Source organism: Enterobacter sp. R-1.6.2, from assembly GCF_035064085.1.
Taxonomy (GTDB): domain Bacteria; phylum Pseudomonadota; class Gammaproteobacteria; order Enterobacterales; family Enterobacteriaceae; genus Enterobacter; species Enterobacter asburiae_B.
Map to the genome: position 1 here is coordinate 1 of NZ_JASEYI010000035.1, position 26,097 is coordinate 26,097.

26 protein-coding genes and 4 pseudogenes are annotated in these 26,097 nt (G+C 52.0%); 14 read left to right on the forward strand and 16 right to left on the reverse strand.

Features of this window, described 5'->3' with window-relative positions; translation table 11 throughout:
* Window positions 1-54: 54 nt before the first annotated feature.
* On the reverse strand, window positions 55-456 hold the full coding sequence (locus QMN93_RS23420; protein WP_323620137.1) for an ABC transporter substrate-binding protein: 402 nt from the start codon (window positions 454-456) through the stop codon (window positions 55-57).
* A gap of 245 nt (window positions 457-701) precedes the next feature.
* Here QMN93_RS23420 and yghU point away from each other — a divergent pair, with 245 nt between their 5' ends.
* Both yghU and QMN93_RS23430 read left to right on the forward strand, forming a co-directional pair.
* The gene (yghU, locus tag QMN93_RS23425; RefSeq protein ID WP_023309162.1) at window positions 702-1,568 is read left to right on the forward strand and encodes a glutathione-dependent disulfide-bond oxidoreductase; all 867 of its coding nucleotides are present in this window, start codon (window positions 702-704) and stop codon (window positions 1,566-1,568) included.
* 152 nt (window positions 1,569-1,720) lie between these two features.
* A complete protein-coding gene (locus QMN93_RS23430) occupies window positions 1,721-2,053 on the forward strand; it encodes a hypothetical protein (RefSeq protein ID WP_029740720.1) in 333 nt (110 codons plus the stop codon).
* A gap of 107 nt (window positions 2,054-2,160) precedes the next feature.
* Here the strand turns inward: QMN93_RS23430 and QMN93_RS23435 are convergent, their stop codons facing one another.
* From QMN93_RS23435 to QMN93_RS23450, 4 genes are all read right to left on the reverse strand, one after another.
* The gene (locus QMN93_RS23435) at window positions 2,161-2,415 is read right to left on the reverse strand and encodes a hypothetical protein (protein WP_193139922.1); all 255 of its coding nucleotides are present in this window, start codon (window positions 2,413-2,415) and stop codon (window positions 2,161-2,163) included.
* 126 nt (window positions 2,416-2,541) lie between these two features.
* Window positions 2,542-4,089 (reverse strand): methyl-accepting chemotaxis protein, encoded by a 1,548-nt coding sequence (locus QMN93_RS23440; protein ID WP_039262937.1) that lies wholly within the window; start codon window positions 4,087-4,089, stop codon window positions 2,542-2,544.
* Window positions 4,090-4,434: 345 nt separating this feature from the next.
* Window positions 4,435-4,923, reverse strand: a complete 489-nt coding sequence (locus QMN93_RS23445; protein ID WP_023309169.1) for a TIGR00645 family protein — start codon at window positions 4,921-4,923, stop codon at window positions 4,435-4,437.
* 81 nt (window positions 4,924-5,004) lie between these two features.
* On the reverse strand, window positions 5,005-5,508 hold the full coding sequence (locus QMN93_RS23450; protein WP_023309170.1) for an ESA_00282 family adhesion-associated protein: 504 nt from the start codon (window positions 5,506-5,508) through the stop codon (window positions 5,005-5,007).
* Window positions 5,509-5,611: 103 nt separating this feature from the next.
* Here QMN93_RS23450 and QMN93_RS23455 point away from each other — a divergent pair, with 103 nt between their 5' ends.
* Together QMN93_RS23455 and QMN93_RS23460 are read left to right on the forward strand one after the other, a co-directional pair.
* Window positions 5,612-6,016: a hypothetical protein gene (locus QMN93_RS23455; protein WP_023309171.1), complete on the forward strand. Its 405-nt coding sequence runs from the start codon at window positions 5,612-5,614 to the stop codon at window positions 6,014-6,016.
* Window position 6,017: 1 nt separating this feature from the next.
* Window positions 6,018-6,467 carry a cytoplasmic protein gene (locus tag QMN93_RS23460; protein ID WP_182382676.1) on the forward strand — a complete coding sequence of 150 codons (450 nt, stop codon included), beginning with the start codon at window positions 6,018-6,020 and terminating at the stop codon, window positions 6,465-6,467.
* Window positions 6,468-6,509: 42 nt separating this feature from the next.
* Here the strand turns inward: QMN93_RS23460 and exbD are convergent, their stop codons facing one another.
* Both exbD and exbB read right to left on the reverse strand, forming a co-directional pair.
* Window positions 6,510-6,935, reverse strand: coding sequence for a TonB system transport protein ExbD (exbD, locus tag QMN93_RS23465; protein WP_023309173.1), 426 nt, complete (start codon window positions 6,933-6,935; stop codon window positions 6,510-6,512).
* 4 nt (window positions 6,936-6,939) lie between these two features.
* Window positions 6,940-7,671 (reverse strand): tol-pal system-associated acyl-CoA thioesterase, encoded by a 732-nt coding sequence (gene exbB / locus QMN93_RS23470; RefSeq protein WP_023333405.1) that lies wholly within the window; start codon window positions 7,669-7,671, stop codon window positions 6,940-6,942.
* A 251-nt stretch (window positions 7,672-7,922) separates the two neighbouring features.
* Between exbB and metC the strand changes: the two genes are divergently transcribed.
* Both metC and yghB read left to right on the forward strand, forming a co-directional pair.
* Window positions 7,923-9,110, forward strand: coding sequence for a cystathionine beta-lyase (metC, locus tag QMN93_RS23475; RefSeq protein WP_182382677.1), 1,188 nt, complete (start codon window positions 7,923-7,925; stop codon window positions 9,108-9,110).
* 143 nt (window positions 9,111-9,253) lie between these two features.
* Complete coding sequence (yghB, locus tag QMN93_RS23480; protein ID WP_023309176.1) at window positions 9,254-9,913, forward strand: DedA family general envelope maintenance protein YghB; 660 nt, start codon at window positions 9,254-9,256, stop codon at window positions 9,911-9,913.
* Between the two features lie 44 nt (window positions 9,914-9,957).
* Here yghB and QMN93_RS23485 read toward each other — a convergent pair whose 3' ends face one another.
* Window positions 9,958-10,857, reverse strand: coding sequence for an AraC family transcriptional regulator (locus QMN93_RS23485; RefSeq protein ID WP_033146645.1), 900 nt, complete (start codon window positions 10,855-10,857; stop codon window positions 9,958-9,960).
* A 195-nt stretch (window positions 10,858-11,052) separates the two neighbouring features.
* On the opposite strand from QMN93_RS23485, the gene yqhD reads away from it, so the two are divergent.
* Both yqhD and dkgA read left to right on the forward strand, forming a co-directional pair.
* A complete protein-coding gene (yqhD, locus tag QMN93_RS23490) occupies window positions 11,053-12,216 on the forward strand; it encodes an alcohol dehydrogenase (RefSeq protein ID WP_193139920.1) in 1,164 nt (387 codons plus the stop codon).
* Window positions 12,217-12,321: 105 nt separating this feature from the next.
* Window positions 12,322-13,149, forward strand: coding sequence for a 2,5-didehydrogluconate reductase DkgA (gene dkgA, locus QMN93_RS23495; protein ID WP_193139918.1), 828 nt, complete (start codon window positions 12,322-12,324; stop codon window positions 13,147-13,149).
* A 41-nt stretch (window positions 13,150-13,190) separates the two neighbouring features.
* On the opposite strand, the gene QMN93_RS23500 is transcribed toward dkgA, so the two are convergent.
* From QMN93_RS23500 to QMN93_RS23515, 4 genes and pseudogenes are all read right to left on the reverse strand, one after another.
* Complete coding sequence (locus QMN93_RS23500; protein ID WP_039262932.1) at window positions 13,191-13,592, reverse strand: carboxypeptidase-like regulatory domain-containing protein; 402 nt, start codon at window positions 13,590-13,592, stop codon at window positions 13,191-13,193.
* A 114-nt stretch (window positions 13,593-13,706) separates the two neighbouring features.
* Window positions 13,707-14,717: pseudogene (locus QMN93_RS23505) on the reverse strand (DUF3362 domain-containing protein); the annotation flags it as partial.
* Window positions 14,718-14,831: 114 nt separating this feature from the next.
* A complete protein-coding gene (locus QMN93_RS23510) occupies window positions 14,832-15,161 on the reverse strand; it encodes a hypothetical protein (protein WP_000140246.1) in 330 nt (109 codons plus the stop codon).
* Between the two features lie 204 nt (window positions 15,162-15,365).
* On the reverse strand, window positions 15,366-18,641 hold the full coding sequence (locus QMN93_RS23515; RefSeq protein ID WP_021242119.1) for a P-loop NTPase fold protein: 3,276 nt from the start codon (window positions 18,639-18,641) through the stop codon (window positions 15,366-15,368).
* 858 nt (window positions 18,642-19,499) lie between these two features.
* Here QMN93_RS23515 and QMN93_RS23520 point away from each other — a divergent pair.
* The 6 genes from QMN93_RS23520 to fghA all read left to right on the forward strand — a co-directional run bounded on the left by QMN93_RS23520 (window position 19,500) and on the right by fghA (window position 23,906).
* The gene (locus tag QMN93_RS23520) at window positions 19,500-19,796 is read left to right on the forward strand and encodes a helix-turn-helix transcriptional regulator (RefSeq protein ID WP_017384073.1); all 297 of its coding nucleotides are present in this window, start codon (window positions 19,500-19,502) and stop codon (window positions 19,794-19,796) included.
* Window positions 19,797-20,332: 536 nt separating this feature from the next.
* Window positions 20,333-21,030 (forward strand): IS1 family transposase gene (locus tag QMN93_RS23525; protein ID WP_223479951.1). Its coding sequence is split into 2 segments (ribosomal slippage): window positions 20,333-20,582 and window positions 20,582-21,030, totalling 699 coding nucleotides; the frame shifts between segments, so codons are not numbered across the junction.
* A 113-nt stretch (window positions 21,031-21,143) separates the two neighbouring features.
* Window positions 21,144-21,419: a formaldehyde-responsive transcriptional repressor FrmR gene (gene frmR / locus QMN93_RS23530; protein ID WP_017384071.1), complete on the forward strand. Its 276-nt coding sequence runs from the start codon at window positions 21,144-21,146 to the stop codon at window positions 21,417-21,419.
* Between the two features lie 34 nt (window positions 21,420-21,453).
* The gene (gene frmA, locus QMN93_RS23535; protein ID WP_017384070.1) at window positions 21,454-22,563 is read left to right on the forward strand and encodes an S-(hydroxymethyl)glutathione dehydrogenase; all 1,110 of its coding nucleotides are present in this window, start codon (window positions 21,454-21,456) and stop codon (window positions 22,561-22,563) included.
* 43 nt (window positions 22,564-22,606) lie between these two features.
* A complete protein-coding gene (locus QMN93_RS23540) occupies window positions 22,607-23,005 on the forward strand; it encodes a VOC family protein (protein WP_012561111.1) in 399 nt (132 codons plus the stop codon).
* Window positions 23,006-23,069: 64 nt separating this feature from the next.
* The gene (gene fghA, locus QMN93_RS23545; protein WP_012561110.1) at window positions 23,070-23,906 is read left to right on the forward strand and encodes an S-formylglutathione hydrolase; all 837 of its coding nucleotides are present in this window, start codon (window positions 23,070-23,072) and stop codon (window positions 23,904-23,906) included.
* Window positions 23,907-23,933: 27 nt separating this feature from the next.
* Here the strand turns inward: fghA and QMN93_RS23550 are convergent.
* The 4 genes and pseudogenes from QMN93_RS23550 to QMN93_RS23565 all read right to left on the reverse strand — a co-directional run.
* A pseudogene (locus QMN93_RS23550) lies at window positions 23,934-24,086 on the reverse strand (resolvase); the annotation flags it as partial.
* Window positions 24,087-24,200: 114 nt separating this feature from the next.
* Window positions 24,201-24,477 (reverse strand): annotated as a pseudogene (locus tag QMN93_RS23555) (IS3 family transposase); the annotation flags it as partial.
* A gap of 16 nt (window positions 24,478-24,493) precedes the next feature.
* On the reverse strand, window positions 24,494-25,570 hold the full coding sequence (locus QMN93_RS23560) for an IS110 family transposase (RefSeq protein ID WP_000227969.1): 1,077 nt from the start codon (window positions 25,568-25,570) through the stop codon (window positions 24,494-24,496).
* A 281-nt stretch (window positions 25,571-25,851) separates the two neighbouring features.
* A pseudogene (locus QMN93_RS23565) lies at window positions 25,852-26,031 on the reverse strand (DDE-type integrase/transposase/recombinase); the annotation flags it as partial.
* Window positions 26,032-26,097 lie beyond the last annotated feature (66 nt).

The window sequence follows — 26,097 nt, forward strand, 5'->3', positions numbered from 1 at the left end:
CCCTCCGGGGTTGTGTTTACCCCATGATTGCACAAGAGTTAATCAGGCGCATAATCAGGGGAAGTCCCTTCCATTCGTAAAGACCACGTCGTCCGCCGTCAGCGGCTGGCCGTCCTGCCATTTGAGGTTGGGTTTTAACGTCAGGGTATAGCTCAGGTTGTCGGCGGAAGGCGTCAGGCTTTCCGCCAGGCCCCACTCAATGTTGCCGTTATTAAAACTGTACAGCGGGGCATAGAGCGCCTGCATGATCGTTAACGTCGTACGGTCACTGGCATAGAGCGGATTAACGGCTAACGGGTCGCCGGAGGTAATTCCAATAATTAGCGAACCGCCCTCTTTTGGCGCGTCGTTTTTTGCCGCAGCCGCACTGTTTGTCTCTTTATTTTTCGCATCATCACAGCCCGCCAGGCCTAACGCGAGCGAAACGACCACTGCCGATAACAGAAGCTTGCGCATCTCACTAACTCCTTGCCTTATAAAGTGTTTATTACTGCATCTTTTATTTATGTTGAAGCATCATATTCAGCTTTATCGGTTTACGCATTAATTATGAAAATGCGATTTTCGATTAAGCTTATGCCGGATTTGATATATATAAGCGCCGGAAGGAATAGCGGCAGATCGATTACGCTCAGTTCGTTAAACGCTTCACAAATCTCCTGCTACACTGCCTCAACACATCACTCAAAAGGCAGGCCAACATGTCAGACAACACGTATCAGCCACCAAAAGTGTGGGAATGGAAAAAGAACGGCGGCGGCGCGTTCGCCAACATCAACCGCCCGATTTCCGGCGCGACCCATGAGAAAGATCTGCCCGTGGGCTCCCACCCGCTGCAGCTTTACTCTCTCGGGACCCCGAACGGCCAGAAAGTGACGATCATGCTCGAAGAGCTGCTGGCGCTGGGCGTGACGGGCGCGGAGTATGACGCCTGGTTAATTCGCATCGGCGAAGGCGATCAGTTCTCCAGCGGGTTTGTTGAAGTGAACCCGAACTCGAAAATACCGGCGCTTCGCGATCATTCCACGAACCCGCCAACGCGCGTCTTTGAATCCGGCAATATCCTGCTCTATCTGGCAGAGAAATTCGGTCACTTCCTGCCGAAAGATCCGGCTGGACGCACCGAGACCCTGAACTGGCTGTTCTGGCTGCAGGGCGCGGCACCGTTCCTCGGCGGCGGCTTTGGCCACTTCTACAACTACGCGCCGGTAAAAATTGAATACGCGATTGACCGCTTCACCATGGAAGCCAAGCGCCTGTTCGACGTGCTGGATAAACAGCTGGCGCGCGGTCGCTACGTGGCGGGTGAAGAGTACACCATCGCGGATATCGCCATCTGGCCGTGGTTCGGCTGCGTGGCGCTGGGCAGCGTCTATAACGCCGCCGAGTTCCTCGATGCAGAGAAGTACACAAACGTGCAGCGCTGGGCGAAAGACGTGGCGAATCGCCATGCCGTTAAGCGCGGCCGTATCGTTAACCGCACCAGCGGCGAGCTGAACGAGCAGCTCCACGAACGCCACGCGGCGAGCGACTTCGATACCAATACGGAAGATAAGCGTCAGGCGTAATGTTCAGCCGGGCGGGTCCCCGCCCGGCAACTGAGATCCCAGCCCAGGGCATGATTAGCTTAAAGGTTGAGCCGGTATTGCTGGCACTATCTGGACGTTTTTCTCGCGTGAGAAACGACGTCTCAACCGACAGCAGTCACAAAGGATCTGTTATGAAACTTATTAAAACAACGCTGGTTATCAGCGCCCTCATTTTTTCCACCTCGGGAATGGCTATCGACAAAACCGCCGCTGGCGCGGTAGCAGGCGCGGCCATTGGTGCGGCCACGGGCAAAGATCTGAAATCGACCGTTGGCGGCGCCGTCGTGGGCGCAGGCACAGGTGCCATGTTCAAAAACGGCGGCAAAGGTAAAGCCGCGCGTAAGGGCGGCGCGGTAGGTGCTGCCGTGGGCGCAGGTGCCGCGGCGGTTACCGGCAAGAGCGTGCTGAAAGGTGCGGCCGTTGGTGCGGGCACGGGCGCGCTGATTGGTGAAGCGACGCACTGATAAATACAGCCGGGCAACGCTGCGTTTGCCCGGCATGAATCACATCCCCGATGATGCTTTTCGTTTATTGTTCGTGCCTCATCCCTGAATAGTTTCCGTTAACCGCATTAATACTTAATGTCCCGCGCTTTTTGTCTTCCGGACTGTTTCATCTGACGCTTGTCCTGACGGCAGTCGCGATTACTCTGGTTATTGTTCGCCACGCAGGTCTGCTTCACCTGCCGCGACGCGTCGCGGGTTTCCTGCCTGACATCACGCGCCACGCGCCGCTCCTGCGCCTGCTGGGTCGCACTGGCAGAAACCGAGAACAGCATCAGAAGAATGCAAGAAAGGACAGGAATGACAGATAACGATCTGTTCATAGCAACACCTCGGAGAAGAGAGCCCAGAACGTCAGGGGGTTAGCAATAGAATAGCAGTTTCAGAAGGGGCTCAATGGGGAAGGCGTTAATAATACAAGGCCGCACAAGGCGGCCTTGTACGTTGCGTTATGCCGTCAGGCGGAACTTCTGCACCGAGCGCTGAAGCTCTTCGGTCTGGCGCTCCAGCGCCGCCGCCGCGGCAGAAACTTCTTCAACCAGCGAGGCGTTTTGCTGGGTCACGCCGTCCATCTGGGTAATGGCAATCCCGACCTGCGAAATACCCTTGCTTTGCTCCTCAGAGGCGGAAGCGATTTGCTTCATGATGGTTGTCACTTCCGTCACGTCGCGCAAAATCGCATCCATGGTGGTGCCGGTGTCGCTCACCAGCTGCGCCCCCTGCTCTACGCGGGAAACGGAATCGGTAATCAGCCCCTCAATCTCTTTAGCCGCATTGGCACTGCGGCTTGCCAGGTTGCGAACTTCGCCTGCCACCACCGCGAAACCACGCCCCTGTTCACCCGCGCGCGCCGCTTCAACCGCCGCATTGAGTGCCAGAATATTGGTCTGGAAGGCAATGCTGTTGATCACATTGGTGATTTCAGCAATTTTCTTCGAGCTTTCCGAAATACCGCTCATGGTGGTCACCACTTCTTCCACCAGCGAGCCGCCGCGGCTGGCGGTAGTTGAGGCGACATCGGCCAGCTGGCTGGCCTGACGCGCGCTTTCCGCGTTCAGTTTCACCGTGGCGGTCAGCTGTTCCATGCTGGCTGCCGTCTCTTCCAGCGCAGCCGCCTGCTCTTCGGTACGGGAAGAGAGGTCGTTGTTACCGCTGGAGATTTCCGTCGCGCCGCGCCAGATATTTTCACTGCCGGAGCGAATCGTGCTGACCGCTTCGCGCAGGCTGTCCTGCATCGCGCTCAGCAGCGGCACCAGCTGCCCCACGCAGTTGCGGCCGAACGGCTCAATGGGCTGGCTGAGATCGCCCTGGGCAATCTGGCGGAACTGCTGGCGAATGCGAGCCAGCGGTTTGACCAGCATCGCCACCAGATAACGGTCGGTGAAGAGCAGGATCAGCAGGCCGATAATCGTGGCGACGATTATCACCGTGCGGGTCATGCTTGTCAGGCCGTCCACCACCACGCGGGTGCTGTCGAGCGACTTCGCGGCGGCATTGTTGAACTCCTCGGCGGCCGCGCCGAACGCACGGCTCAGCGGCGGCGTGACGTTGTTGGCCTGCTGGCGATACCCCTCCAGAGCCCCCTGCTTCGCCTGCTGCATTTGCGGCGTGACGCCCTGTTCAAGCAGCGCCTGCCAGGAGCCGATCACCCGGGAAGAGACCTGCTCGTCCATCGGGCCTGGGGAGATCGCTTTCATCTCGGCCAGTTTCTTGCCCATGTTATCCAGCGCCTGTTGGGCAGAGGACAGATCCGGCGTGCCGCCTGCGGCTTTGACTTCCATCGCACGGCTCAGACGGGTCACAAAGCGGAAATATTGATCGTTACCCTGGCTGAGTACCGTCATCTGTTTAACCAGCTGGCGATCGACTTCATTGCCATCCGATACGCGAGAAAGGGACCAGGTGCTGTACAACCCAACGCCCGCCCACATTAAACAAAAGATCCCGAGAATCGTCAGCATGACGAAACGGATCGTGAAATTACGGAGCATATTCATAAGTCTTCCTTGCCGTGAGGGTGAGTTCGCCCAGAGGCGAGTACTACTCTCGTTATCGGCAGGAAAGAGGGAAATTATAACGTTTTGTGATCATTTTTAATTAGCGTGGCTTCACTGGTCACACAGCTGGCGTTAATCATTAGGCCCGCGCTTAGTGATGCAATTTGTGATGTGATAAGTGCAGAGTGGGAAAGCGCTTTGAATCTGTGGCGGGCGTCGTCGGATAAATAGTACGGTCTGATGCCCTCACCCCGGCCCTCTCCCACAGGGAGAGGGAGAAAGGCCGCACCGAGCGGTCCCCTCGCCCCTTTGGGGAGAGGGTTAGGGTGAGGGGTAAGGTGTACTTTATTTCTTACTGATCTTATCCAGATACCCCATCACAAACGCAGACAGCACAAACGTCAGGTGGATGATGACGTACCACATCAGTTTGTTATCCGGCACGTTCTTCGCGTCCATAAAAACGCGCAACAGGTGGATAGAAGAGATCGCCACAATCGACGCGGCCACTTTATTCTTCAGCGACGAAGCATCCATTTTGCCCAGCCAGCTGAGCTTCTCTTTACGCTCGTCGATATCGAGCTGGGAGACAAAATTCTCGTAGCCGGAGAACATCACCATCACCAGCAGCCCGCCCACCAGGGTCATGTCCACCAGCGACAGCAGAACCAGAATCAAATCCGCTTCGGCAATAGAAAAAATGTTCGGCAGAACATGCCAGATTTCCTGAAAGAACTTAATCGTCAGTGCGATAAGTGCCAGCGAGAGGCCAAAATAGACGGGAGCCAGTATCCAGCGGGAGGCGTACATGGCATTTTCAAAAAAGCGTTCCATAGAGTCCTGTTTGCAAAAGAAACCAGCGCCCAGTATATCTCAACGGCGCTGACTGTTTGCAATAACTCAACGGTACGTCACTCAGACGTTGTCTGGGTTAACCTCGGGACGTGCGTACTCCGGCCAGACAAGCGCCACCAGTTCAGGATAGGCTTCCAGGCTGAACTCGCGAAAACACTGACGCAAATTTAATACGTCCAGATCGGAATAAGAGACCTTCTCGCCGTTAAGACAGCGCTTTTTAATATTGTCATAATATTTATAGACTGCTGAATTCAGATCGCTACAGCGACGCTGCGCCTCAAACAGTCCAGGCGTGTCATTAATTTCCGACATTTTCATACGCTTAATTGTCGCGTGTAAAAAGTCGATATATTCGTGGTTCACCCGCCAGTACCAGACAGGCGTAACGGAGTTCATCAATACAGAGAAATGGTCTTCCCCTTCCTCTTTTGTCATCAGTTCAGGTTGCGGGGGTTCACTGGTGTCTTTCGACACTTTCGTTTTATTGAACTCCTGCATCAATAAAAGCACACCAGCGGTCAGTAATAGTAATGTGATGACCGTAAAAAAGATGCTGTTCATGGGTAGGCTCCATTTTTTTTGATTTTAAATTTGCCTCATGATATTGTCAACGAATCTCACGCCTTTACCAACCCCACCCTGTTGAAAATAAAGGAAATTAAAAATGCTGCCCGACTATCTCGTCCCGGCTAAGTACCACATTACGCCTGTGGAACAGCAACCGACGGAAGCAGAAAAAGAGGCCAGTTTCACTCAGGGGAAAAGAAAGCTCTCTGATTTCGAGCCCGATATATTAATTGGTGTTTCCCGAACTGGCAAATCCCGAAATATGTTGCTGGAAGAGCACGATCGCCATATAAAAGACCGCTTATTTCGCGCCATAAAAATTGAAGCCTTTGTCCACCTGCTGAATGACCTGCAGGCCGAGGGTGAAATAGATGCCCAGAAACTAAGTCAAATAATGGCTGAAAAAACCGAAGAAATTAATGAAGCGGGCAATGAAATTTGGCTTAATTTAATTACGCGCGAAAAAAACAACCCAATCTTTTATAGCCTGGGGGAAGATTAACGTGAAAGAAGTTAAAAACAACGACGTTTATTTGACTTTAGATGATAAAAAAAGTGATGAATTTATCTTAAAGCAAAATCTCGAGGCGCTGAGAAACACAAAAAATGACGAGATGACGCGTATTACGCAAGACCTGGTATCGATCCCGGCGACGCTGGTTCGTCTGAAATGGCAGAATCGCCGTGAAATTTATCCGCTACAGGTCAAAGAAGAGATTTACGGTGCCGTGATGAACGCCATCATAGAGCAGCGTCCCGAGCTGAAAGAGAAGCTTCTGGGACGTCTTGAGGCCAATTATCAGTATCTGCTTGCCAGAGAAATCGCCACCCTGCGTCTGACGCGCAAGCTGTCAGACGGTGAGTACCGTACCTCAAACGTCACCTGCGTGGCGCTGGATGAGGACGCGCTGGCAACCCCTTCTACCGCACCGACGGATAATAAAAACGCTTAAACCGACAGGCATAAAAAAAGCCGGCTTTCGCCAGCTTCTTTATCACTTCGAGGCCGCTTTCTCTTCGCCGACCAGTCCAATCTTCAGGTAACCCGCCTGATGCAGCGTGTCCATTACCTTCATCATGGTTTCATAATCAACGGTTTTATCCGCGCGGAAGAAGACCGTGGTGTCTTTCTTACCGCCCGTAAGCTGCTCCAGCGCCGGGATGACCGAGTCGGCCGTCACCGGGTCGTTCCCGAGGAACATGGATTTATCCGCCTTCACCGACAGGTAGATAGGCTTCTCCGGGCGCGGCTGGGGCTGGCTGGAAGAGGCAGGCAGATTGACCTTCACATCAACCGTCGCCAGCGGCGCGGCCACCATGAAGATAATCAGCAGAACCAGCATGACGTCGATAAACGGCGTCACGTTGATTTCATGCATTTCGCCGTTATCGTCCAGATTTTCGTTTAGACGCATCGCCATACTCTTAACCTGCGCGCAGTTTAGACGCCGCGTGCACCGGCTTAACCGAGCTGGCGTTCAGGTCGAGATCGCGACTTTGCAGCAGCAGAACCTGCGCGGCAACGTCACCCAGCGTGGCTTTGTAGCTGCCAATCATACGCGCGAAGATGTTGTAGATGACCACCGCCGGGATAGCGGCAACCAGACCGATTGCCGTCGCCAGCAGCGCTTCTGCGATACCCGGCGCCACGACCGCCAGGTTGGTGGTTTGGGTCTGCGCGATACCGATAAAGCTGTTCATGATGCCCCAGACCGTTCCGAAAAGACCGATGAACGGTGAGATCGCGCCGATGGTCGCCAGATAGCCATTGCCGCGTCCCATGTGTCGGCCAACGGCCGCAACGCGACGCTCCAGGCGGAAACCGGTACGTTCTTTGATCCCTTCGTTATCTTCACTGCCAGCGGAGAGTTCCAGCTCGTTCTGCGCTTCATTCACTAACAGGGTGGTCAGGCTTTTCGCGTGGAAGGATGAGGTCATATCTGAAGCCTGATCCAGAGAGCGGGCTTCAGCCAGCTGCTGCTGTTCCCGCTTAAGGCGACGCTTCTGCGAAAGCAGCTCGGCGCTTTTGCTGAAGAAGATAGCCCAGGTGACAACGGACGCCAGAATCAGGCCGATCATCACAATCTTAACCACGATGTCAGCATGCTGATACATGCCCCAAACGGAGAGATCCGTCTGCATCAAATTATTACCCACTCTGTATCTCCAGGACGCAAATCACAAAATCTGAGCGTAATAATATCAAAACGTCGTCGAATTGATAGTAGTTCTCATTAGTATTTGCATGGTGCCGTAATTTTCGCTCACTTTCCTTGCGCTTACGCAGTAAAAATTTCTTATGCAAATTTTTGCTAATATTTTCTGCTTATTCGATAAGCCCCGGGGTGCAGTTTTTTCCAATCGTGGTAGTCTGGACGTCCAGACGTATAAAAACAGGGTTAGCGAACATGACAAAGAAGCATCTTGATACCACGCTGGTACAGGCAGGACGCAGCAAAAAATATACGCAGGGATCGGTCAACAGCGTGATTCAACGAGCCTCCTCGCTGGTGTTTGATACCGTTGAGGAGAAAAAAATTGCCACGCGCAACCGCGCGAAAGGCGGGCTGTTTTATGGCCGTCGCGGCACGCTGACCCATTTCTCTCTTCAGGAGGCGATGTGCGAGCTGGAAGGCGGCGCGGGCTGCGCGCTGTTCCCGTGCGGGGCGGCGGCGGTCGCCAACACCATTCTGGCGTTTGTGGAACAGGGCGACCATATCCTGATGACCAACACCGCCTACGAGCCCAGCCAGGATTTCTGCACCAAAATCCTCAGCAAGCTCGGCGTAACGACCGGCTGGTTCGACCCGCTGGTTGGTGAAGGCATTGCCGAACTTATTCAGCCAAACACGCGCATTGTGTTCCTGGAATCTCCGGGATCGCTCACCATGGAAGTTCATGACGTGCCGGCTATCGTGAAGGCCGTGCGCAGCAAAGCCCCAGAGGCGATCGTGATGATCGATAACACCTGGGCGGCGGGCGTGCTGTTTAAAGCCCTGGAGTTCGACATTGATATCTCGATTCAGGCGGCGACGAAATACCTGATAGGCCACTCTGACGGCATGATTGGCACCGCGGTTTCCAACGCGCGCTGCTGGGATCAGCTGCGTGAAAATGCCTACCTGATGGGCCAGATGGTGGATGCAGACACGGCCTACATGACCAGCCGCGGACTCCGCACGCTGGGCGTTCGCCTGCGTCAGCACCATGAAAGCAGCCTGAAGGTGGCCGAATGGCTGGCGCAGCATCCGCTGGTTGAGCGCGTGAATCATCCCGCGTTACCGGGCAGTAAAGGCCACGAATTCTGGCAGCGTGATTTTACGGGCAGCAGCGGTTTGTTCTCGTTCATACTGAAAAAGCGGCTGAATCACGACGAGCTGGCGAGCTATCTGGATAATTTTACCCTCTTCAGCATGGCCTACTCCTGGGGCGGTTTTGAATCCCTGATCCTGCCTAACCAGCCGGAACAGGTTGCGGCTCTGCGTCCCGGCGGTGAAGTGGACTTCAGCGGTACCCTGATTCGACTGCATATCGGTTTAGAAAACGTTGACGATCTGATTGCCGATTTAGCAGCAGGGTTCGAGCGTATCGTGTAGAGTGCTGGCTGAAAATGTACTCCCTGGACGCTTTTGTGGACACCGCAAGCAGAAAAGTCTGCTTGAGTTGCGCCCGGGATCAAACCCGACGGGCGAATAAGGGAGTACAATAGCGCTATATCTGCTGTTCCACAGGAAAGTCCATGGCTGTTATTCAAGATATTATCGCGGCGCTCTGGCAACACGACTTTGCCGCGCTGGCGGATCCTCACGTCGTCGGTATCGTTTACCTCGTGATGTTCGCAACTCTGTTTCTGGAAAATGGATTACTGCCAGCCTCTTTTTTACCCGGTGACAGCCTGCTTTTACTTGCCGGGGCGTTAATCGGGAAAGGCGTCATGGACTTCACGCCAACGATGGTTATTCTCACCTCCGCAGCCAGCCTGGGCTGCTGGCTGAGCTATCTGCAGGGCCGCTGGCTCGGGAATACCCGCGTCGTGAAAGGCTGGCTGGCTCAGTTACCGCATAAATATCATCAGCGTGCGACCTGCATGTTCGACAGGCATGGCCTGCTGGCACTGCTGGCGGGGCGTTTCCTCGCGTTTGTTCGCACGCTTCTGCCTACGATGGCGGGCATTTCCGGTCTGTCAAACCGCCGCTTCCAGTTCTTCAACTGGCTCAGCGCCCTGCTGTGGGTGGGTGTGGTCACCACGCTCGGCTATGCGCTGAATATGATCCCCTTTGTGAAACACCATGAAGATCAGGTGATGACCTTCCTGATGGTGCTGCCGATGTTCCTGCTGGTGGCAGGACTGGTGGGAACCATCGCGGTGGTGATTAAGAAGAAGTACTGCAGCGCCTGATCCCCTCACCCTGACCCTCTCCCCATAGGGGAGAGGGGAAAAGCTTAAGCTCCCTGCATCGTTCTTATACGTGATGCATCCTCTCCCGGCGTAACGCCGAAATAGCGCTTAAACTCCCGACTGAACTGCGACGCGCTTTCGTAACCCACCCGCATCGCCGCCGCGCTGGCCTTCATGCCGTCGTGGATCATCAGCATCCGCGCCTTATGCAGCCGGTAGGTTTTAAGGTACTGCAGCGGCGAGGTGCTGGTTACCGACTTGAAGTTATGGTGAAACGCCGAGACGCTCATGTTCGCTTCCGCCGCCAGCTGGTCGACGCTGAGGTTTTCCGTGTACTGGCTTTCGATACGCTTGAGCACGCGGCTTATCAGGCTGAAGTGGGTCTGTCGGCTCACCAGAGCCAGTAACGCCCCGCCGCCCGGGCCCAGCAGCACGTGGTAGAGAATTTCGCGGACGATCTGCTTGCCCAGAATACGCGCGTCCAGCGGCCTTTCCATCACGTCCAGCAGACGTTCAATGGCGCAGAGGATCTCTTCCGACAGCGTCGCCGAGTTAATCCCGCTCGACGCCATAGACGGCTGGAAGAACTCATCTTCGCCAATATCCATCAGCAGCTCCTGCAGCTGAAGAATATCGACGTTGACGCGAATACCGGCCAGCGGAACGGCCTCTGTCGCGAAGGTTTCACATTCGAAGGGTAAAGGTACCGTCAGGAGCAGATATTCATTGGTGTCGTAGCGGAACACGCGCTCGTTGATATAGCCAATTTTATGGCCCGAGAAGAGAAAAACGATGCCCGGCTGGTACATGACCGGCGTGCGCGTCCCGGGCTGCGTGCCGTAGAGCAGGCGAATGTCAGGAAGCAGATCGCTGACGCCATTTTCTTTATCTATCAGTCTTTTAATCTGCGCAGTGAGCTGATGGCAGATCGCTTCACGGTTCATATTACGTTACTCCGGGTACGGTTTCCGACGCTGACAGTGTGCGTGCTTTTCCGCGCTTTCTCCAGCGCTCTGTAGAAATGGGCAAGACATCGGCAGGAATGTGCATTGAGAGGATAGCCCCGGACGGCCACAATGTGCAGCATCAGGTCGCCCTCTGCGCCACCACGGTTTTTCACCCACTAAAGGGAACGAGCAATGAACAACTTTAATCTTCACACCCCAACCCGCATTCTGTTTGGTAAAGACGCTATCGCCGATCTGCGCGCGCAGATCCCCGCTGACGCCCGCGTGCTGATCACCTACGGTGGCGGCAGCGTGAAAAAAACCGGCGTGCTGGATCGGGTTTACAGCGCCCTGGACGGTCTGGACGTGCGTGAGTTCGGCGGCATCGAGCCAAATCCGTCTTACGAAACGCTAATGAACGCGGTGAAAATTGCCCGCGAAGAAAATATCACCTTCCTGCTGGCCGTCGGCGGCGGCTCCGTGCTGGACGGCACCAAGTTCATCGCGGCGGCAGCGCACTACGCTGACGGCATCGATCCGTGGCACATTCTGGAAACCCGCGGCAGCGACATTAAAAGCGCCATCCCGATGGGCTCCGTGCTGACTCTGCCGGCCACCGGCTCTGAATCCAACAAGGGCGCGGTGATCTCCCGCAAAACCACCGGCGACAAACAGGCCTTTATGAACGAACACGTTCAGCCTGTGTTCGCGATCCTGGATCCGGTTTACACCTACACCCTGCCTGCGCGTCAGGTGGCGAACGGCGTGGTCGATGCCTTTGTTCATACCGTTGAGCAGTACGTCACGTATCCGGTAGATGCCAAAATTCAGGATCGCTTCGCGGAAGGCATTCTGCTGACGCTCGTCGAAGAAGGTCCGATAGCGCTGAAAGAACCGGAAAACTACGACGTGCGTGCCAACGTCATGTGGGCGGCAACGCAGGCGCTGAACGGCCTGATCGGCGCTGGCGTGCCGCAGGACTGGGCAACCCACATGCTGGGCCACGAGCTGACGGCAATGCACGGTCTGGACCACGCTCAGACACTGGCCGTTGTGCTGCCTGCCCTGTGGAACGAAAAGCGCGACACCAAGCGCGCCAAGCTGCTGCAGTACGCTGAACGCGTGTGGAACATCACCGAGGGTTCTGACGATGCGCGTATTGATGCCGCCATCGAAGCAACCCGCAGCTTCTTTGAAAGTCTGGGCGTGCCAACGCGTCTGTCTGGCTACGGCCTGGACGGCAGCTCCATCCCTGCCCTGCTGGCAAAACTCGAAGAACACGGCATGACCCACCTGGGCGAGCACGGCGATATTACGCTCGACGTCAGCCGTCGCATCTACGAAGCGGCACGCTAAGCGTTTTTGCCCTCCCGACTTTCGTTTTTTGACATTTCGTCCAGACTTAATGCACACCCCATCGCCGGAGGAACCCTCCGGCGATGCGCACCTGAAGGAGGAAAAATGGCAAACCAAACCGTAATCAAGCTGCAGGACGGCAACGTGATGCCCCAGCTGGGGCTAGGTGTATGGAAAGCCGGTAACGACGAGGTCGTCTCCGCCATTCATAAAGCCCTGGAAGTCGGCTATCGGTCGATTGATACCGCCGCCGCATACAAAAACGAGGACGGCGTGGGTAAGGCACTTGCCAGCGCTGGCGTCCCCCGCGATGAGTTATTCATCACCACGAAACTGTGGAACGACGATCAAAAGCGCCCCCGCGAAGCCCTGCAGGAGAGTCTGGAAAAGCTCCAGCTCGATTTCGTCGATCTCTGGCTGATGCACTGGCCGGTTCCGGCTATCGATCACTACGTTGATGCCTGGAAAGGGATGATTGAACTGCAGAAAGAGGGGCTGGTGAAAAGCATCGGCGTCTGTAATTTCCAGGTTCACCACCTGCAGCGGCTGATTGACGAGAGTGGCGTTGCGCCAGTGATTAACCAGATCGAGCTGCACCCGCTGATGCAGCAGCGCCAGCTACACGCCTGGAACGCTACGCATAAAATCCAGACCGAGTCCTGGAGCCCGCTGGCGCAGGGCGGCGAAGGGGTGTTTGATCAAAAGATTATCCGTGAGCTGGCGGATAAATACGGTAAAACCCCGGCGCAAATCGTCATTCGCTGGCATCTGGACAACGGCCTGGTGGTCATCCCGAAATCGGTCACGCCATCGCGCATCGCCGAGAACTTCGACGTCTGGGATTTCCGTCTGGACAAAGAAGAGCTGGGTGAGATTGCGAAGCTGGATAAGGGTAAACGGCTTGGGCCGGACCCGGATCAGTTTGGCGGATAACACCTAAAACGAGCCCGGTCTTGCGCCGGGCTCGTTTTAATCTATAAACCGGACTGACATCTCGCTTCTCCGGGAAGGTCAGGCAATGTGCAAATAACGTTATACACTTTCCCTTCAAGGTTATGTGGCCCACCGAGACCGCCGCCTGCTTCTGCTTCATATTCCTTTCCGTTGACGCTTATCTGGAGCGGGGTGTGATAAATCCAGTCCATCGGACCTATTGGCAGAAAAAAGATCCACTCATGCTGGCTCTGAAAAGCAAAATGACCGTTGTGGTCAGAAAGCGTCTGCTCCCTCTCTAATATTATTTTTGCGCCCGGGACAGGCTTACCTACGCTATCGATTAGACGTCCTTCCACTTCTGGCTGCGTCTGGCGGTGCATTACACAACCGCATAGCGTCAGGCCAATCAGCATCGCTCCTGTTAACTTCCTTATTTTCATTTTGGGACTCCTACCCTTATGCAGAAAAAAGCCGGGTGGCGGCTTCGCCTTACCCGGCCTACGCGCCGACCTGTAGGCCCGGTAAGCGCAGCGCCACCGGGTTTTGTTACATGTTTAACCGATCTTACGTTTTACGTTCTTCTTCGTTCCCGCTCCACCGTTCGAACGCTGATGCACAATCGGCGTGTGCTTGGTCAGCGCCGGGCGCGTATTCCGGTTCTGGCGACGCGCTTCGCGCATCTCATCCAGCGTCGGGGCCGGCACCAGGCAATCGCGGCGCGAGCCGATCAGGTGTTTTTTACCCATCTCTTCCAACGCCTGACGGATCAGCGGCCAGTTTTTTGGATCGTGATAGCGCAGCAGCGCCTTATGCAGACGACGCTGTTTATCCCCTTTCGGCACCACCACCTCTTCACTCTTATAGCCAATCTTACTCAGCGGGTTCTTGCCGGTGTAATACATGGTCGTCGAGTTGGCGAGCGGTGACGGATAGAAGTTCTGCACCTGATCCAGGCGGAAGCGACGCTGCTTCAGCCACAGCGCCAGGTTCACCATGTCCTCATCGCGCGTGCCCGGGTGCGCGGAGATGAAGTAAGGGATCAGGTACTGCTCTTTACCCGCCTGCTTTGAATAGGTATCGAACAGCTCTTTAAAGCGATCGTAGCTGCCCATGCCCGGCTTCATCATTTTCGACAGCGGGCCTTCCTCGGTGTGCTCCGGCGCAATCTTCAGATAGCCGCCGACGTGGTGCGTTGCCAGCTCTTTGATGTAGCGCGGATCTTCCACGGCGATGTCGTAACGTACCCCGGACGCGATCAGGATCTTTTTGATGCCCTTCAGGTCGCGCGCGCGACGGTAGAGGTTGATCGTCGGCTCATGGTTAGTGTCCATATGCTCGCAAATGCTCGGATAGACGCAGGAGAGGCGACGGCAGGTTTGCTCCGCGCGCGGCGACTTGCAGCGCAGCATGTACATGTTCGCGGTTGGGCCGCCAAGGTCGGAAATCACGCCGGTAAAGCCCGGCACCGAGTCGCGAATCGCTTCGATCTCATTGATGATCGAATCTTCAGAGCGGCTCTGGATAATACGCCCTTCGTGTTCGGTAATGGAGCAGAGCGAGCACCCTATAATTCTGATCATTTAGAAATTTTTTTGCGTTTAAAATCAATGAATTGAAAGATTTCATTTTTCTAAGTCTGATAAAACAGATGAAAACCCAACTGACTATACTCATAAAACTCAATCTTTGCGCTGCTGTACGATACCAGTAATTACAGGTGCCGAGTTTAACATCATGAAAAGTAGCCCAATAATGAATGACGCAACGCCAGCTGCGGTGCCTAACTTCTGACTGAACACCATTGAAACAAAGTACATATTTGGGATAAAAACGGACATAGCAATCACGAAAAGTAACTTATTCAGATAATTATTTATTCGGGTCTTAACCTCAACTCTATCATAAAAAGCCATCGAAACGTAAGCAGTTATCAGTGAATAAAAAGACCATGTCATATAGTTAACCGATTCATTAAATGCCTCTCGCAAAAGCAAAGCACTTTCTGTCATTCCCTACCTCATTAAATCAATAGAAAATAAATCTGAATAATTTATTTTTAAAAGAAAAGAACACAACATAACTTCAGTAGTTATGATTAATCCCTGAATGATTATTTCTTAGCAAGATATAACATGCTTAATGTATATCAGGCAATAAAAAAACTCCCAAAGACTACCGCTGTGGTCTTCAGGTATAGGATTTAAAGAACGAACTCAGTCCGGAAACGTATCACTATCTTCTGTAACGTCCGCTTTCTCTGGTAACATTCTGTTTTTAATATACTGTGAATTCCTGCAGATGAGAGGAAAAATCTCCGAGTTATTCATTATACAACTCGTTGCCGTACGGGCGTCCTCCGGAGACCATGATGAAAATGAAAACGTCTGACGGTCAAGCCATTGAGACAATAATACATTATCAACAGAAGCGCTAAACAGCGCCGCAATAGCCCTGCGTTCAACGGCCTTCTCAGGTTCAATAAACGACAACTCATTATGAAAACGGGTAATAATCGCAATACGGCTGTCAATACGAATATGTCTTTCAAGTAAGACATCGTGCAACTCATCAAGTACAGTCTCTCTCTGGGTATCGTCGAGGCAAGACCACAGAAAATGAATGTTCTCGGCATTTGTGACAACGTCTGGCTCTGCATCACGGAACCATGATGCAAAGATACCCACACTACCTTCCATCCGGATATGCTGCCCCTGAAGTTGCATTTGTTCAAGGATAAAGCGCATGTTCACAGGAAGAACCGTAAAACACTCAATAAGCCTTTCAGAAGAACTAAATACTCCACATGCCAGGGCGTTCAGCTTTTTCTTCAAAATATCAAACTGCTCACCTGACTGATATACGTCATGGAGAAATACTGGACCCATAGCATTCACATCAGACTCAATTATTTTCTCTGACAGTGCTTTTTGACGCTCTCGCACAAATATTAAAAGAGAGGTTGCATTTGTAGCTTCTTTGATGACGTCATACTGACCTTTAACAAAGCTCAGGACAGGTATATTCACCAGAAGACCTAAATCAACAATCCTGCCAACAGCATTTTTGATGTACGGCAGAACATTTTTATCCTTAAGTGCTATAAAGATACTCTCGGCAGTACGTAGATAACGAAGATATGCAGCCAAAGCCAGGTCAAACCGTTCCTCACCAATATGTTCACTGTACGACTCGATACCGGCATAGTTACCATGGAGCACCATGTGAGCAACAGCCTGTGCAGCAAATTCCGCAGGGAAGAGATTCCTCGTCGCCGTATTATTAAGATAATATTGATTTAAAACATTATTATTCCAGTCCGGGCTCAGAACAATTTTTCTGAAATGGATAACGTCCTCAACAACCTGACGATTTTTAAGCGTCATTATTGCAGAGCTAACCTGAGCCCCACCTGTACCATCATTCTTTCCAATTACGTTCTGTACCGCCTTCGATGCAATATTGATATGCCGGATAATTCCCGGATTAAAAAGGTCTATCTGAGGTTGCTCAGCTCCATAGCGTAACATCTCCTCCCGACCGTGATTTCCGATATCTAGTGTGCCAATTTTCAGGTTTGACAAGGTCTCTTCATTATTGACAAGGTATTCCACATAAAATACGCCATCTACAAAATTCTCCATTTTATTCAGTAGTGATTCACCGGCCAGAACAGAGTATGAATCAGCTTCCTGCAGCAACGTCTTCGTGGATTCAGCCTCCAATTTTTCTGAATCCTGAATTTCATCAAGTTTACTCACAATAAACGATATTTGCCTTTCGACGAAAGGCTCTAGGCTTATCCGCCCGTCAGCCATCAGTTTCTGCAGACTCAATACGAAACCTTCATCATTCTTTTCTCTGAGTGAAACAGCATAACTCTGATTCAGCATTTGCACTGCGACTTTGAGTTGCGGTTCGGCGAGAGCCTGACACTTCTCATCCATCCGGCTATAAGAAACCAGCCAGTCTCGCATCTGAATATGTGGTGCCACTCGCTGCCATGCTTCAGCGAAACCCCACAAGGCCGTCAGTTCTTCAAGCCGTGGGATATTTATAGCACCAATCGCGTCTTTAAGAGGCGTATCAAGCAACTCGCTCCTGGCAAGCTCCACCGTGGACTGATAGTGGATGCTCATCAGAAATTCGCTCCATCTTTCTGTATCGTTATTAAAAATTCGGGATATTTGTTGATAAGTTAGCGAGAGCATCTCGTCAAAATCATCCGGAGCAATACCGGGTTCGGTCTGACTAGCTTTGGGATCGCGAAGTAATACTTTAATATCTCGCTCCCCGTATCTGACCACCAGTAAGTAGAGAGCAATAAGAATATGGCGATGATCTTCTGTTGCAGGAACGGTAAGGTTCAGAATATGAATATCATTAACAAACTTCTTCATTAATCGCGGTGTGATACGAGGATACTCAGAGGGTTTCCAGCGCTCAAGCAACACCGTTGCTTCCCGGCACGCTATCCCTGCATCCTCATTTACTGTTTCTTTCCAGTACTGCCTTAACGCTTCCTGCCATCCTGCCGAAATAAGAGGAGGAACCTGAAAACTTACAGGAATCCGCTTTGCAATAAACTCACGCCCGCTGAAACCCGCCACAGAAAGTGAGGCTGAAACCTGTCTTGCCGAATAGGGCACCACTATCCTGAAGTGTTCATGAGTGGCTCCGGCAATAAGCTCCATATCACTCCAGAGCTCTTTCACTTTGTCTGCACTGATTCGGTCCAGATTATCAATGATAAGGATGAAGCGATCTCCATGGGAAATGACCTCTTTGGAGGTAAATCCCTGCAGAGCTTCAGCCAGCTCAATAGCTCCGACCTCCTTATTAACTAGCCAAGTCTCTTCAATCCTGTCAGTACTGTTGCGTTTGAACAAATCACCAATACTCGAATACCCTTTCTTTCTGTACCATTCCATGTTCTGCAGGCATGCCAGTCCTGCGACCATAATGGCAGGAGAAAGAAACGCGGCCACCTCAACATAAAAAAGCCACCCTAATAATGACTCCTTGTTAGTAAAATATTGATTAAGGTCTGTTAGCACATAACGAAGCATCTGCACGGAAAGCAATGACAGTAAAATAAAAACGACGGTCAACCAGCTTAGCCTGCTGCTGACCCTCTTGTCGTATTCAACGATGTTACCCAGAGCCAGATTTTTATACTTATCCAACACATCCCGGGAGCCCGGACATTGTAGGCTGACCCCGTGGTGGATGACATCGATAAGCGCTTTTTTAGTTGAGCCATGATGGTAACGTTCTGCATCAAAGTTAATGAACGTAAAATCATCTTTAAGCTTTTTCTGCAGGAACTTCAATATTGTTGACTTACCTGAACCCAGCTCACCTTCCAGACCAATAATATTGACATCAGGTGTCCTGATGATCTGAGCCACATTCTCTGCAACTTTTTCATGACTGCTGCCTCTAAACATATCCTGGTCAGCGGGTGATTCCGTCTGCAATCGTAGAGTCATTCAGCAATTTCCTTCGTTATAACGTAAGATTCTTTCACTATTAGACACAGTACAGAGCCCACAGCAACCAAATGACTGCAGCCGGGGCAGTTTAGTTTTAAGCATGCATAAGCCGATTTCGATGGAATCCCTTTCACACAATAATATTGAATTGAAGCAATGAAAACATTAATGTGTTTGTTGTGACTAGCTGCAGGGGCCTGGAAGAAATTCCAAAGCCTGACAAACCGGAACAGGGCTTGCTCTGCTCCGGTTTTATCCAGTTCATCTTGAAGCCCTTGTTTTTGTTACATATCCCTGCTCACTCTTTCAGCCATTGTTAAGCTTCTTGTGTGTAATCTGCGAATAATACGGATGCAAAATTGATGCAATGGATTATACATACCTACAGCGCACGTTACGCTGAGCTGAATCGAATTTCAGAGAACGTTCTTCGCTATTACCCTGCCCAGCCAGTTGAACACATTTTATCATCCGGCCCCGAGAGTGACATGTTCTCTGCCTGGTACAGCCTTCATCAGAGTCAAACTAGACGTTATTTACAGGCAAAAGAAGACAGCTACAGAGCTTAAGTCTGACATTATTCGTGGCTGTGTCTGCCTTCGGAGTTTTCAGCTTATCCCGATAACAGCGGTTTTGAAAAATTGACGTTTTTTACACCGGTACATTGCCCGAACGCAATCTCCCCCGTAGCGAAATACCGCCCCGCAGAAAATCGTCCATGCTCGGCATGCCCCTGGAACATCAGCATCTTTTCAATAAAGGTTTTACAGCCTATAGTCTGTATAACACAAAATACACCTTACCTGCTGTATTACAGGGCGGTACTCCCTACTCAGTCTGCGAGGCAGGTCACTTATGAATAATCAGTTCCCGATAAAAACGCTGAACCAGCTCAGACCTGTGCTAATCGGGTTTCGCAAAATCAAGGGCTTCACGCAAAAAGATGTGTCTGAGAGGCTTGGCGTAACGCAGCAAACCTATGCCCGCCTGGAAGCAAACCCTGCTAGCGCCAGTATTGATCGTCTGTACAAGGTATTCAGTATTCTGGGCGTAGAAATAACGCTGTCATCTATTTCCCCTTCACCCTTCATTTCCCACACAGAGATGAGGGGGGCATTTGACAGCACTCCCGCCAGACGGGAGAAATGGTGACTATTAGAAGTTTGCTAGTTTTGTCGAATGACGCCAACTACATGTCCGCATCCATCGAGTAGTGGCTTCAAGCCACGATTGTCACTGCCTCCGCTGCCTTTTTCCAGTAACTCTCTCCTTTTAATTCTAATATTTAGGGGTGTCAACGCAAAGCAGAAACGGCACCTTCTTTGCGAGACAGAAATGACCTGTGATTGCCTGGCCGATTTATGGCAGCTAAGTGCGAGAAGCGGATATAGCGAATTCGCCATTGTACGGGATTAGCAGGTTTACTGAAGCAACCTGCGATGGCGTTATGGCAATAGTCAGTCCCCTGTCCAGTCGGCATAGGTGGCCACCTCGTCACCGCCGGGGATAAACTGATTGAAGCCTCCGCGCAAAATCACTTATTCTTTTCCGTTAATAAAATGCAGGAGCAAAGTCATGACTGGCGAAATTCGTGGGCGAGGCAGGCCACGAAAAACAGAGAGTACCTATACAGGGTAAGGGTGCCAACTTACTGATTTAGTGTATGATGGTGTTTTTGAGGTGCTCCAGTGGCTTCTGTTTCTATCAGCTGTCCCTCCTGTTCAGCTACTGAAGGCGTGGTGCGTAACGGTAAAAGTACTGCCGGACATCAGCGCTATCTCTGCTCTCACTGCCGTAAAACATGGCAGCTACAGTTCACTTACATCGCCTCTCAGCCCGGTACACACCAGAAAATTATTGATATGGCCATGAATGGCGTCGGATGTCGCGCCAGTGCACGCATTATGGGCGTTGGCCTCAACACGATTTTACGACACTTAAAAAACTCAGGCCGCAGTCGGTAAACTCACGCATACAACCGGGCAGTGACGTTATTGTTTGCGCGGAAATGGACGAACAGTGGGGTTACGTCGGCGCTAAATCACGCCAGCGCTGGTTGTTTTACGCGTATGACAGGATACGGAGGACGGTTGTGGCGCACGTATTCGGTGAACGCACGTTGGTCACGCTGGAGCGTCTTCTGGGCCTGCTGTCGGCCTTTGAGGTCGTGGTATGGATGACGGATGGCTGGCCGCTTTATGAATCACGCCTGAAGGGAGAACTGCACGTTATCAGCAAGCGATATACGCAGCGCATTGAGCGGCATAACCTGAATCTGAGGCAGCATCTGGCAAGGCTGGGCAGGAAGTCACTGTCGTTCTCAAAATCGGTGGAGCTGCATGACAAAGTCATCGGGCATTATCTGAACATAAAACACTATCAGTAAGTTGGAGTCATTACCGGTGCTCTGATATATTTATTATACTATAGTGGGGTATGTGTTGATCTTAATGTAATACTCCCCTATAGTATAAGAAATACAGAGCAGTGAGGTAAGCAATGCCCAGTACTCCTGAAGAGAAAAAAAAGGTCCTAACCCGGGTTCGCCGTATCCGGGGTCAGATTGATGCTCTGGAAAGAGCACTTGAAAGTGGCGCTGAATGCCGTTCCGTTCTCCAGCAAATCGCCGCCGTCCGGGGCGCCGCTAACGGACTGATGGCAGAGGTGCTGGAGAGCCACATACGGGAAACCTTTGACCAGAATGACAGCTACAGTCATGAAGTCAGTAAATCAGTTGACGATACGATTGAGCTGGTTCGTGCCTATCTTAAATAGGTGAGGCCATTATTACATTGAGGATATATTACGTATGAAATCACGTGCCGCTGTTGCATTTGCACCAGGGAAGCCCCTGGAGATTGTTGAAATTGATGTTGCTCCGCCTAAAAAAGGCGAGGTGCTGATTAAAAACACCCACACAGGTGTCTGCCATACCGATGCCTTTACCCTCTCAGGGAATGACCCTGAGGGCGTTTTCCCGGTGGTTCTCGGCCACGAGGGAGCCGGTATCGTCGTTGAAGTTGGTGAAGGCGTCACCAGTGTGAAGCCGGGTGACCATGTTATTCCGCTCTACACCGCTGAATGCGGGGAGTGTGAATTCTGCCAGTCCGGTAAAACGAACCTCTGTGTATCGGTTCGCGAGACTCAGGGCAAAGGACTGATGCCTGACGGGACCACTCGCTTTTCATACAACGGTCAGCCTCTTTACCACTACATGGGATGTTCCACATTCAGTGAATACACCGTTGTGGCCGAGGTTTCTCTGGCAAAAATTAACCCGGAGGCGAACCATGAACACGTCTGCCTGTTGGGTTGTGGCGTGACTACCGGTATTGGCGCCGTCCATAACACGGCTAAAGTGCAGCCGGGCGATTCAGTTGCCATTTTTGGTCTGGGGGCAATTGGTCTGGCTGCGGTACAGGGGGCCCGTCAGGCAAAAGCGGGACGTATTATCGCTATCGATACTAATCCGACAAAATTTGACCTGGCCCGTCAGTTCGGGGCCACTGACTGCATTAACCCGAATGATTATGACAAACCGATTAAAGATGTTCTGCTGGATATCAACAAGTGGGGTATTGACCATACCTTTGAATGTATCGGTAACGTTAACGTCATGCGTGCAGCGCTGGAAAGTGCTCACCGTGGGTGGGGGCAGTCCGTTGTCATTGGTGTCGCAGGGGCCGGACAGGAGATTTCCACCCGTCCTTTCCAGCTGGTCACCGGGCGCGTATGGAAAGGTTCCGCGTTTGGCGGAGTAAAAGGCCGCACTCAGCTCCCCGGTATGGTCGAGGATGCCATGAAGGGGGATATTGACCTTGAGCCATTTGTAACCCATACGATGACACTGGATGAAATCAATGACGCCTTCGAGCTTATGCATGAAGGCAAATCTATCCGGACAGTGATTCATTACTGATCCCATCAGAATTTTAATCAACTCAAACTGAAGGAAGTGGAAAATGACAACTCCGGTAATTTCTGGTGACGGCATCTTTTCTCATGTGTTCATTGGCGCAGCCGATGTCGAGAAATCCTCCGCATTTTACGATGTCGTCCTGGGCACGCTTGGTATCAATAACCTCGGCCCGTTTGGCAACGGCTGGGTACTCTATGGCCGCGAAAAGCCGGCATTTATCATTGCCCGTCCGGGCAACGGTGAAGCACCTTCCGCTAACGGGGTGACTGTCGGCTTCGCTGCTGCCACCCCGGAAGAGGTTGATGCTTTCCATGCTGCCGGCCTTGCCGCCGGTGGAGCTGATGAAGGTCAACCTGGCCCGCGTGGTCACCTTCCCGGGGCCTATGCTGCCTACCTGCGGGATCCGGCGGGTAACAAAATCACGGCGTATACGTTTATCTGACGTCCGGATTTAAAGATACTTCCCCTGGCTTCGGTCAGGGGAAATAACCATGAGATAACGGCTGATGGAACTCATTGAGCAGCATGCCAGCTCTGGCGGCTGGCAAAACGTGTACCGGCATTATTCACAATCCCTTAATTGTGAAATGAATTTCGGTGTGTATCTTCCTCCCAAAGCAGTAACAGAAAAACTGCCGGTACTATACTGGTTGTCGGGCCTGACCTGTACTGAGCAGAATTTCATCACCAAATCAGGTATGCAGCATTATGCAGCCCGGCATAACGTCATCGTTGTTGTCCCGGATACCAGTCCCCGGGGTAATAATGTCCCGGATGCCGACAGTTACGATCTTGGCCAGGGGGCCGGTTTTTATCTGAACGCGACGGAACAGCCGTGGAATGTTCATTACAGGATGTATGACTATATTCTCAGAGAGCTTCCGGATGTCGTCATGAATCATTTTCCTGCAACGGCAAGAAAATCTATATCCGGTCATTCTATGGGAGGGCTGGGTGCTCTGGTGCTGGCTCTGCGAAATCCTGGTGAATATGTGAGCGTATCAGCATTTTCCCCGATAGTATCGCCTTCTCAGGTGCCATGGGGGCAACAGGCATTTAGCGCTTACCTGGGTGAAAACAGAAAAACGTGGGAAGCCTACGATCCAGTCAGCCTCATTTTACAGGGTGAAAAATTACCAGAAATCTTCATTGATCAGGGGCTGAGTGACGCCTTTTATGAAGAGCAACTGCGCACCAAAATCCTTGAGAGAGTATGCAATGAGATGAACCTCAATGCGTCGTTCCGATATCATACTGGATACGACCACAGCTATTATTTCATTTCCAGCTTTATTGGTGAGCACATTGCTTACCATGCCAACAGGCTCAGGCTGTCAGCATGAGTTGATTTCCAGCCTCAGAAAATGTGCTTAATTTTCAGGCCTGAACAGGGCCTGAACCCTGCAGACCTGAGATGTACTGTAACTGGTGGCTTCAGCAGTTTCTCTTATGCTCAGTTTCTTGACCTGTCGGTAATACAGAACTTTCTTATGTCGTTCCTGATCGGCCTGTTTGCCCCGGTGAATAGCCACGGATAATCTAGACACTTCCGAGCCGTTGATGGACTGACCCCGCCCCGGTAGACGATCCTGCCCTATAGTTTGGACTGACCCCACGCCTGTAGACAAATCCTGTCCTCACGACGAGGCCTGTTCGAAGGCCTCCGGACTGACGCCGCCGAGGTGGCTGTGGCGCCGGGACCGGTTATAGAAGACTTCAATGTAATCGAAGATCCGCCCGGGCCAGATCCCTGGTTTTATATATGCGTTTTCTGATCCGTTCTTTTTTCAGCGAACTGAAGAACGATTCGGCCACCGCATTATCCCAGCAGTTGCCACGCCGGCTCATGCTCGGCGCCAGGTTATTGGCCCGGTAGAAGCGCTGCCAGTCGTCACTGCCGTACTGGCTGCCCTGGACGCCCTTCTAAGAGTCAAGCTGTTATCGGGATACTGTTGATCCGCCTGTTTTGATTGCGCAGTAACGTGTAAACTTCGCGGGAGATATATCGCTTTAGACAGCGTATCGCTTCCATTTTTGTATGTCCTTCGGCTACACGCCTGGCGACATATTCCTTTGTTTTTGCGTCAGTTCGTAAGCGTCCGATGGCGATGATGTGAAGTGCACTATTTGCAGCACGATCTCCACCACGATTAAGTCGGTAACGGTTCGTTTTTCCAGAAGAAACGGGGACCGGGCTGACACCACACAGTGCCGCAAATCCTGATTCTGATCTTAACCGTTGAGGATTGTCTCCGGCAGTGATCAGCAACTGTGAAGCGCTTTCGTATCCGATAGCATTACGTTTAATCAGCTCAGGTGCCAACTCGTCGACAATTGCCGCAATCATGACATCCAGATCAGCGATTTCGTCATGTAACTCGAGATAGCGTCGGGCAAGGGACTTTAATGAAATGCGATAAACGTTGGTTACATTGCGGTATTCACTGGCATCAGGTCTCCAGGAACCCAGGGTCCTGATGAGCTGCATGCGCGTCATATTTCTGAGCTGTTCACGTAATTCATCCGGGGCAGAGATAATATTTGAATGGATAATCTGGAGAGCGACTCTGCGGGCTGATATTGCTGTTTTTCGGCAAGTTTTTAATACCCGCAGGGACTCAATCATGCCATCACGCGTTTTGGGAGTAACTGTCCTGATGCCTGAGAATGCTGCATGAGCGGCACATTCAGCATCAATTGTGTCACTTTTACCCCGTTTGCGTCGCTCCATCCGGTCTGGAGCAGTCACCTCAAGAACTTCTAACCCGGCGTTCTGAAAATAACGAAGCAAACCGGAACCATAGGTACCTGTGCACTCAACACCAATTCGCTTTAATGTCCCAAACGAGGTCATCCATGCCAGCATCTGCCGGTAACCTTGTCGTGTTGTGGAGAAATACTGAGTCCCAAGGACTTTATTGTTCTGATCTACGACAGCGGCAACGTGCAAATCTTTATGTGTATCCACGCCACCCACAACGGCAGCTTCGGTAACTTTATCAACCATGACAGAGCTCCTGTGAGGAAACAGAGTTGAATCTCCAGACAGATAACCTGGACAGGACAGTAACGAGACAAGCCGTCAGGCCCTTCTTGAGTCACGCGCATCGGTGAGGAGATGCCTCGCATGAAGGCGCTTCCGGCAACCGACGGGTCCAGGGCAGGACACAAAAGGTCGATCGCTGTGTGAGTCAGGATGCGGGAAGGTCTTCACTGCATCAGTAATCACACCAATCTGGTTAAACGGCAAACTAAGTGGTGGTAAAGACTGACATCGGCATTATTACTATCGCTGTGGAACATCACCCCGACGGGCTTACCACGGGTTTCCCATGCCATTTCCAGTGCTTTCATGGTGAGCCTGCTGTCCGGCGAGAACGACATGGCCCAGCCCACTGGTTTTCTTGCGAACAGGTCGAGAACAACGGCGAGGTACGCCCAGCGCTTACCCGTCCAGAGTAGAGTAAGAGGCAGGGCGTAGTCGGACTATTTCCCTGCCTCTCCTCCCCGAACCGGACGTGCACCTTTCAGCGC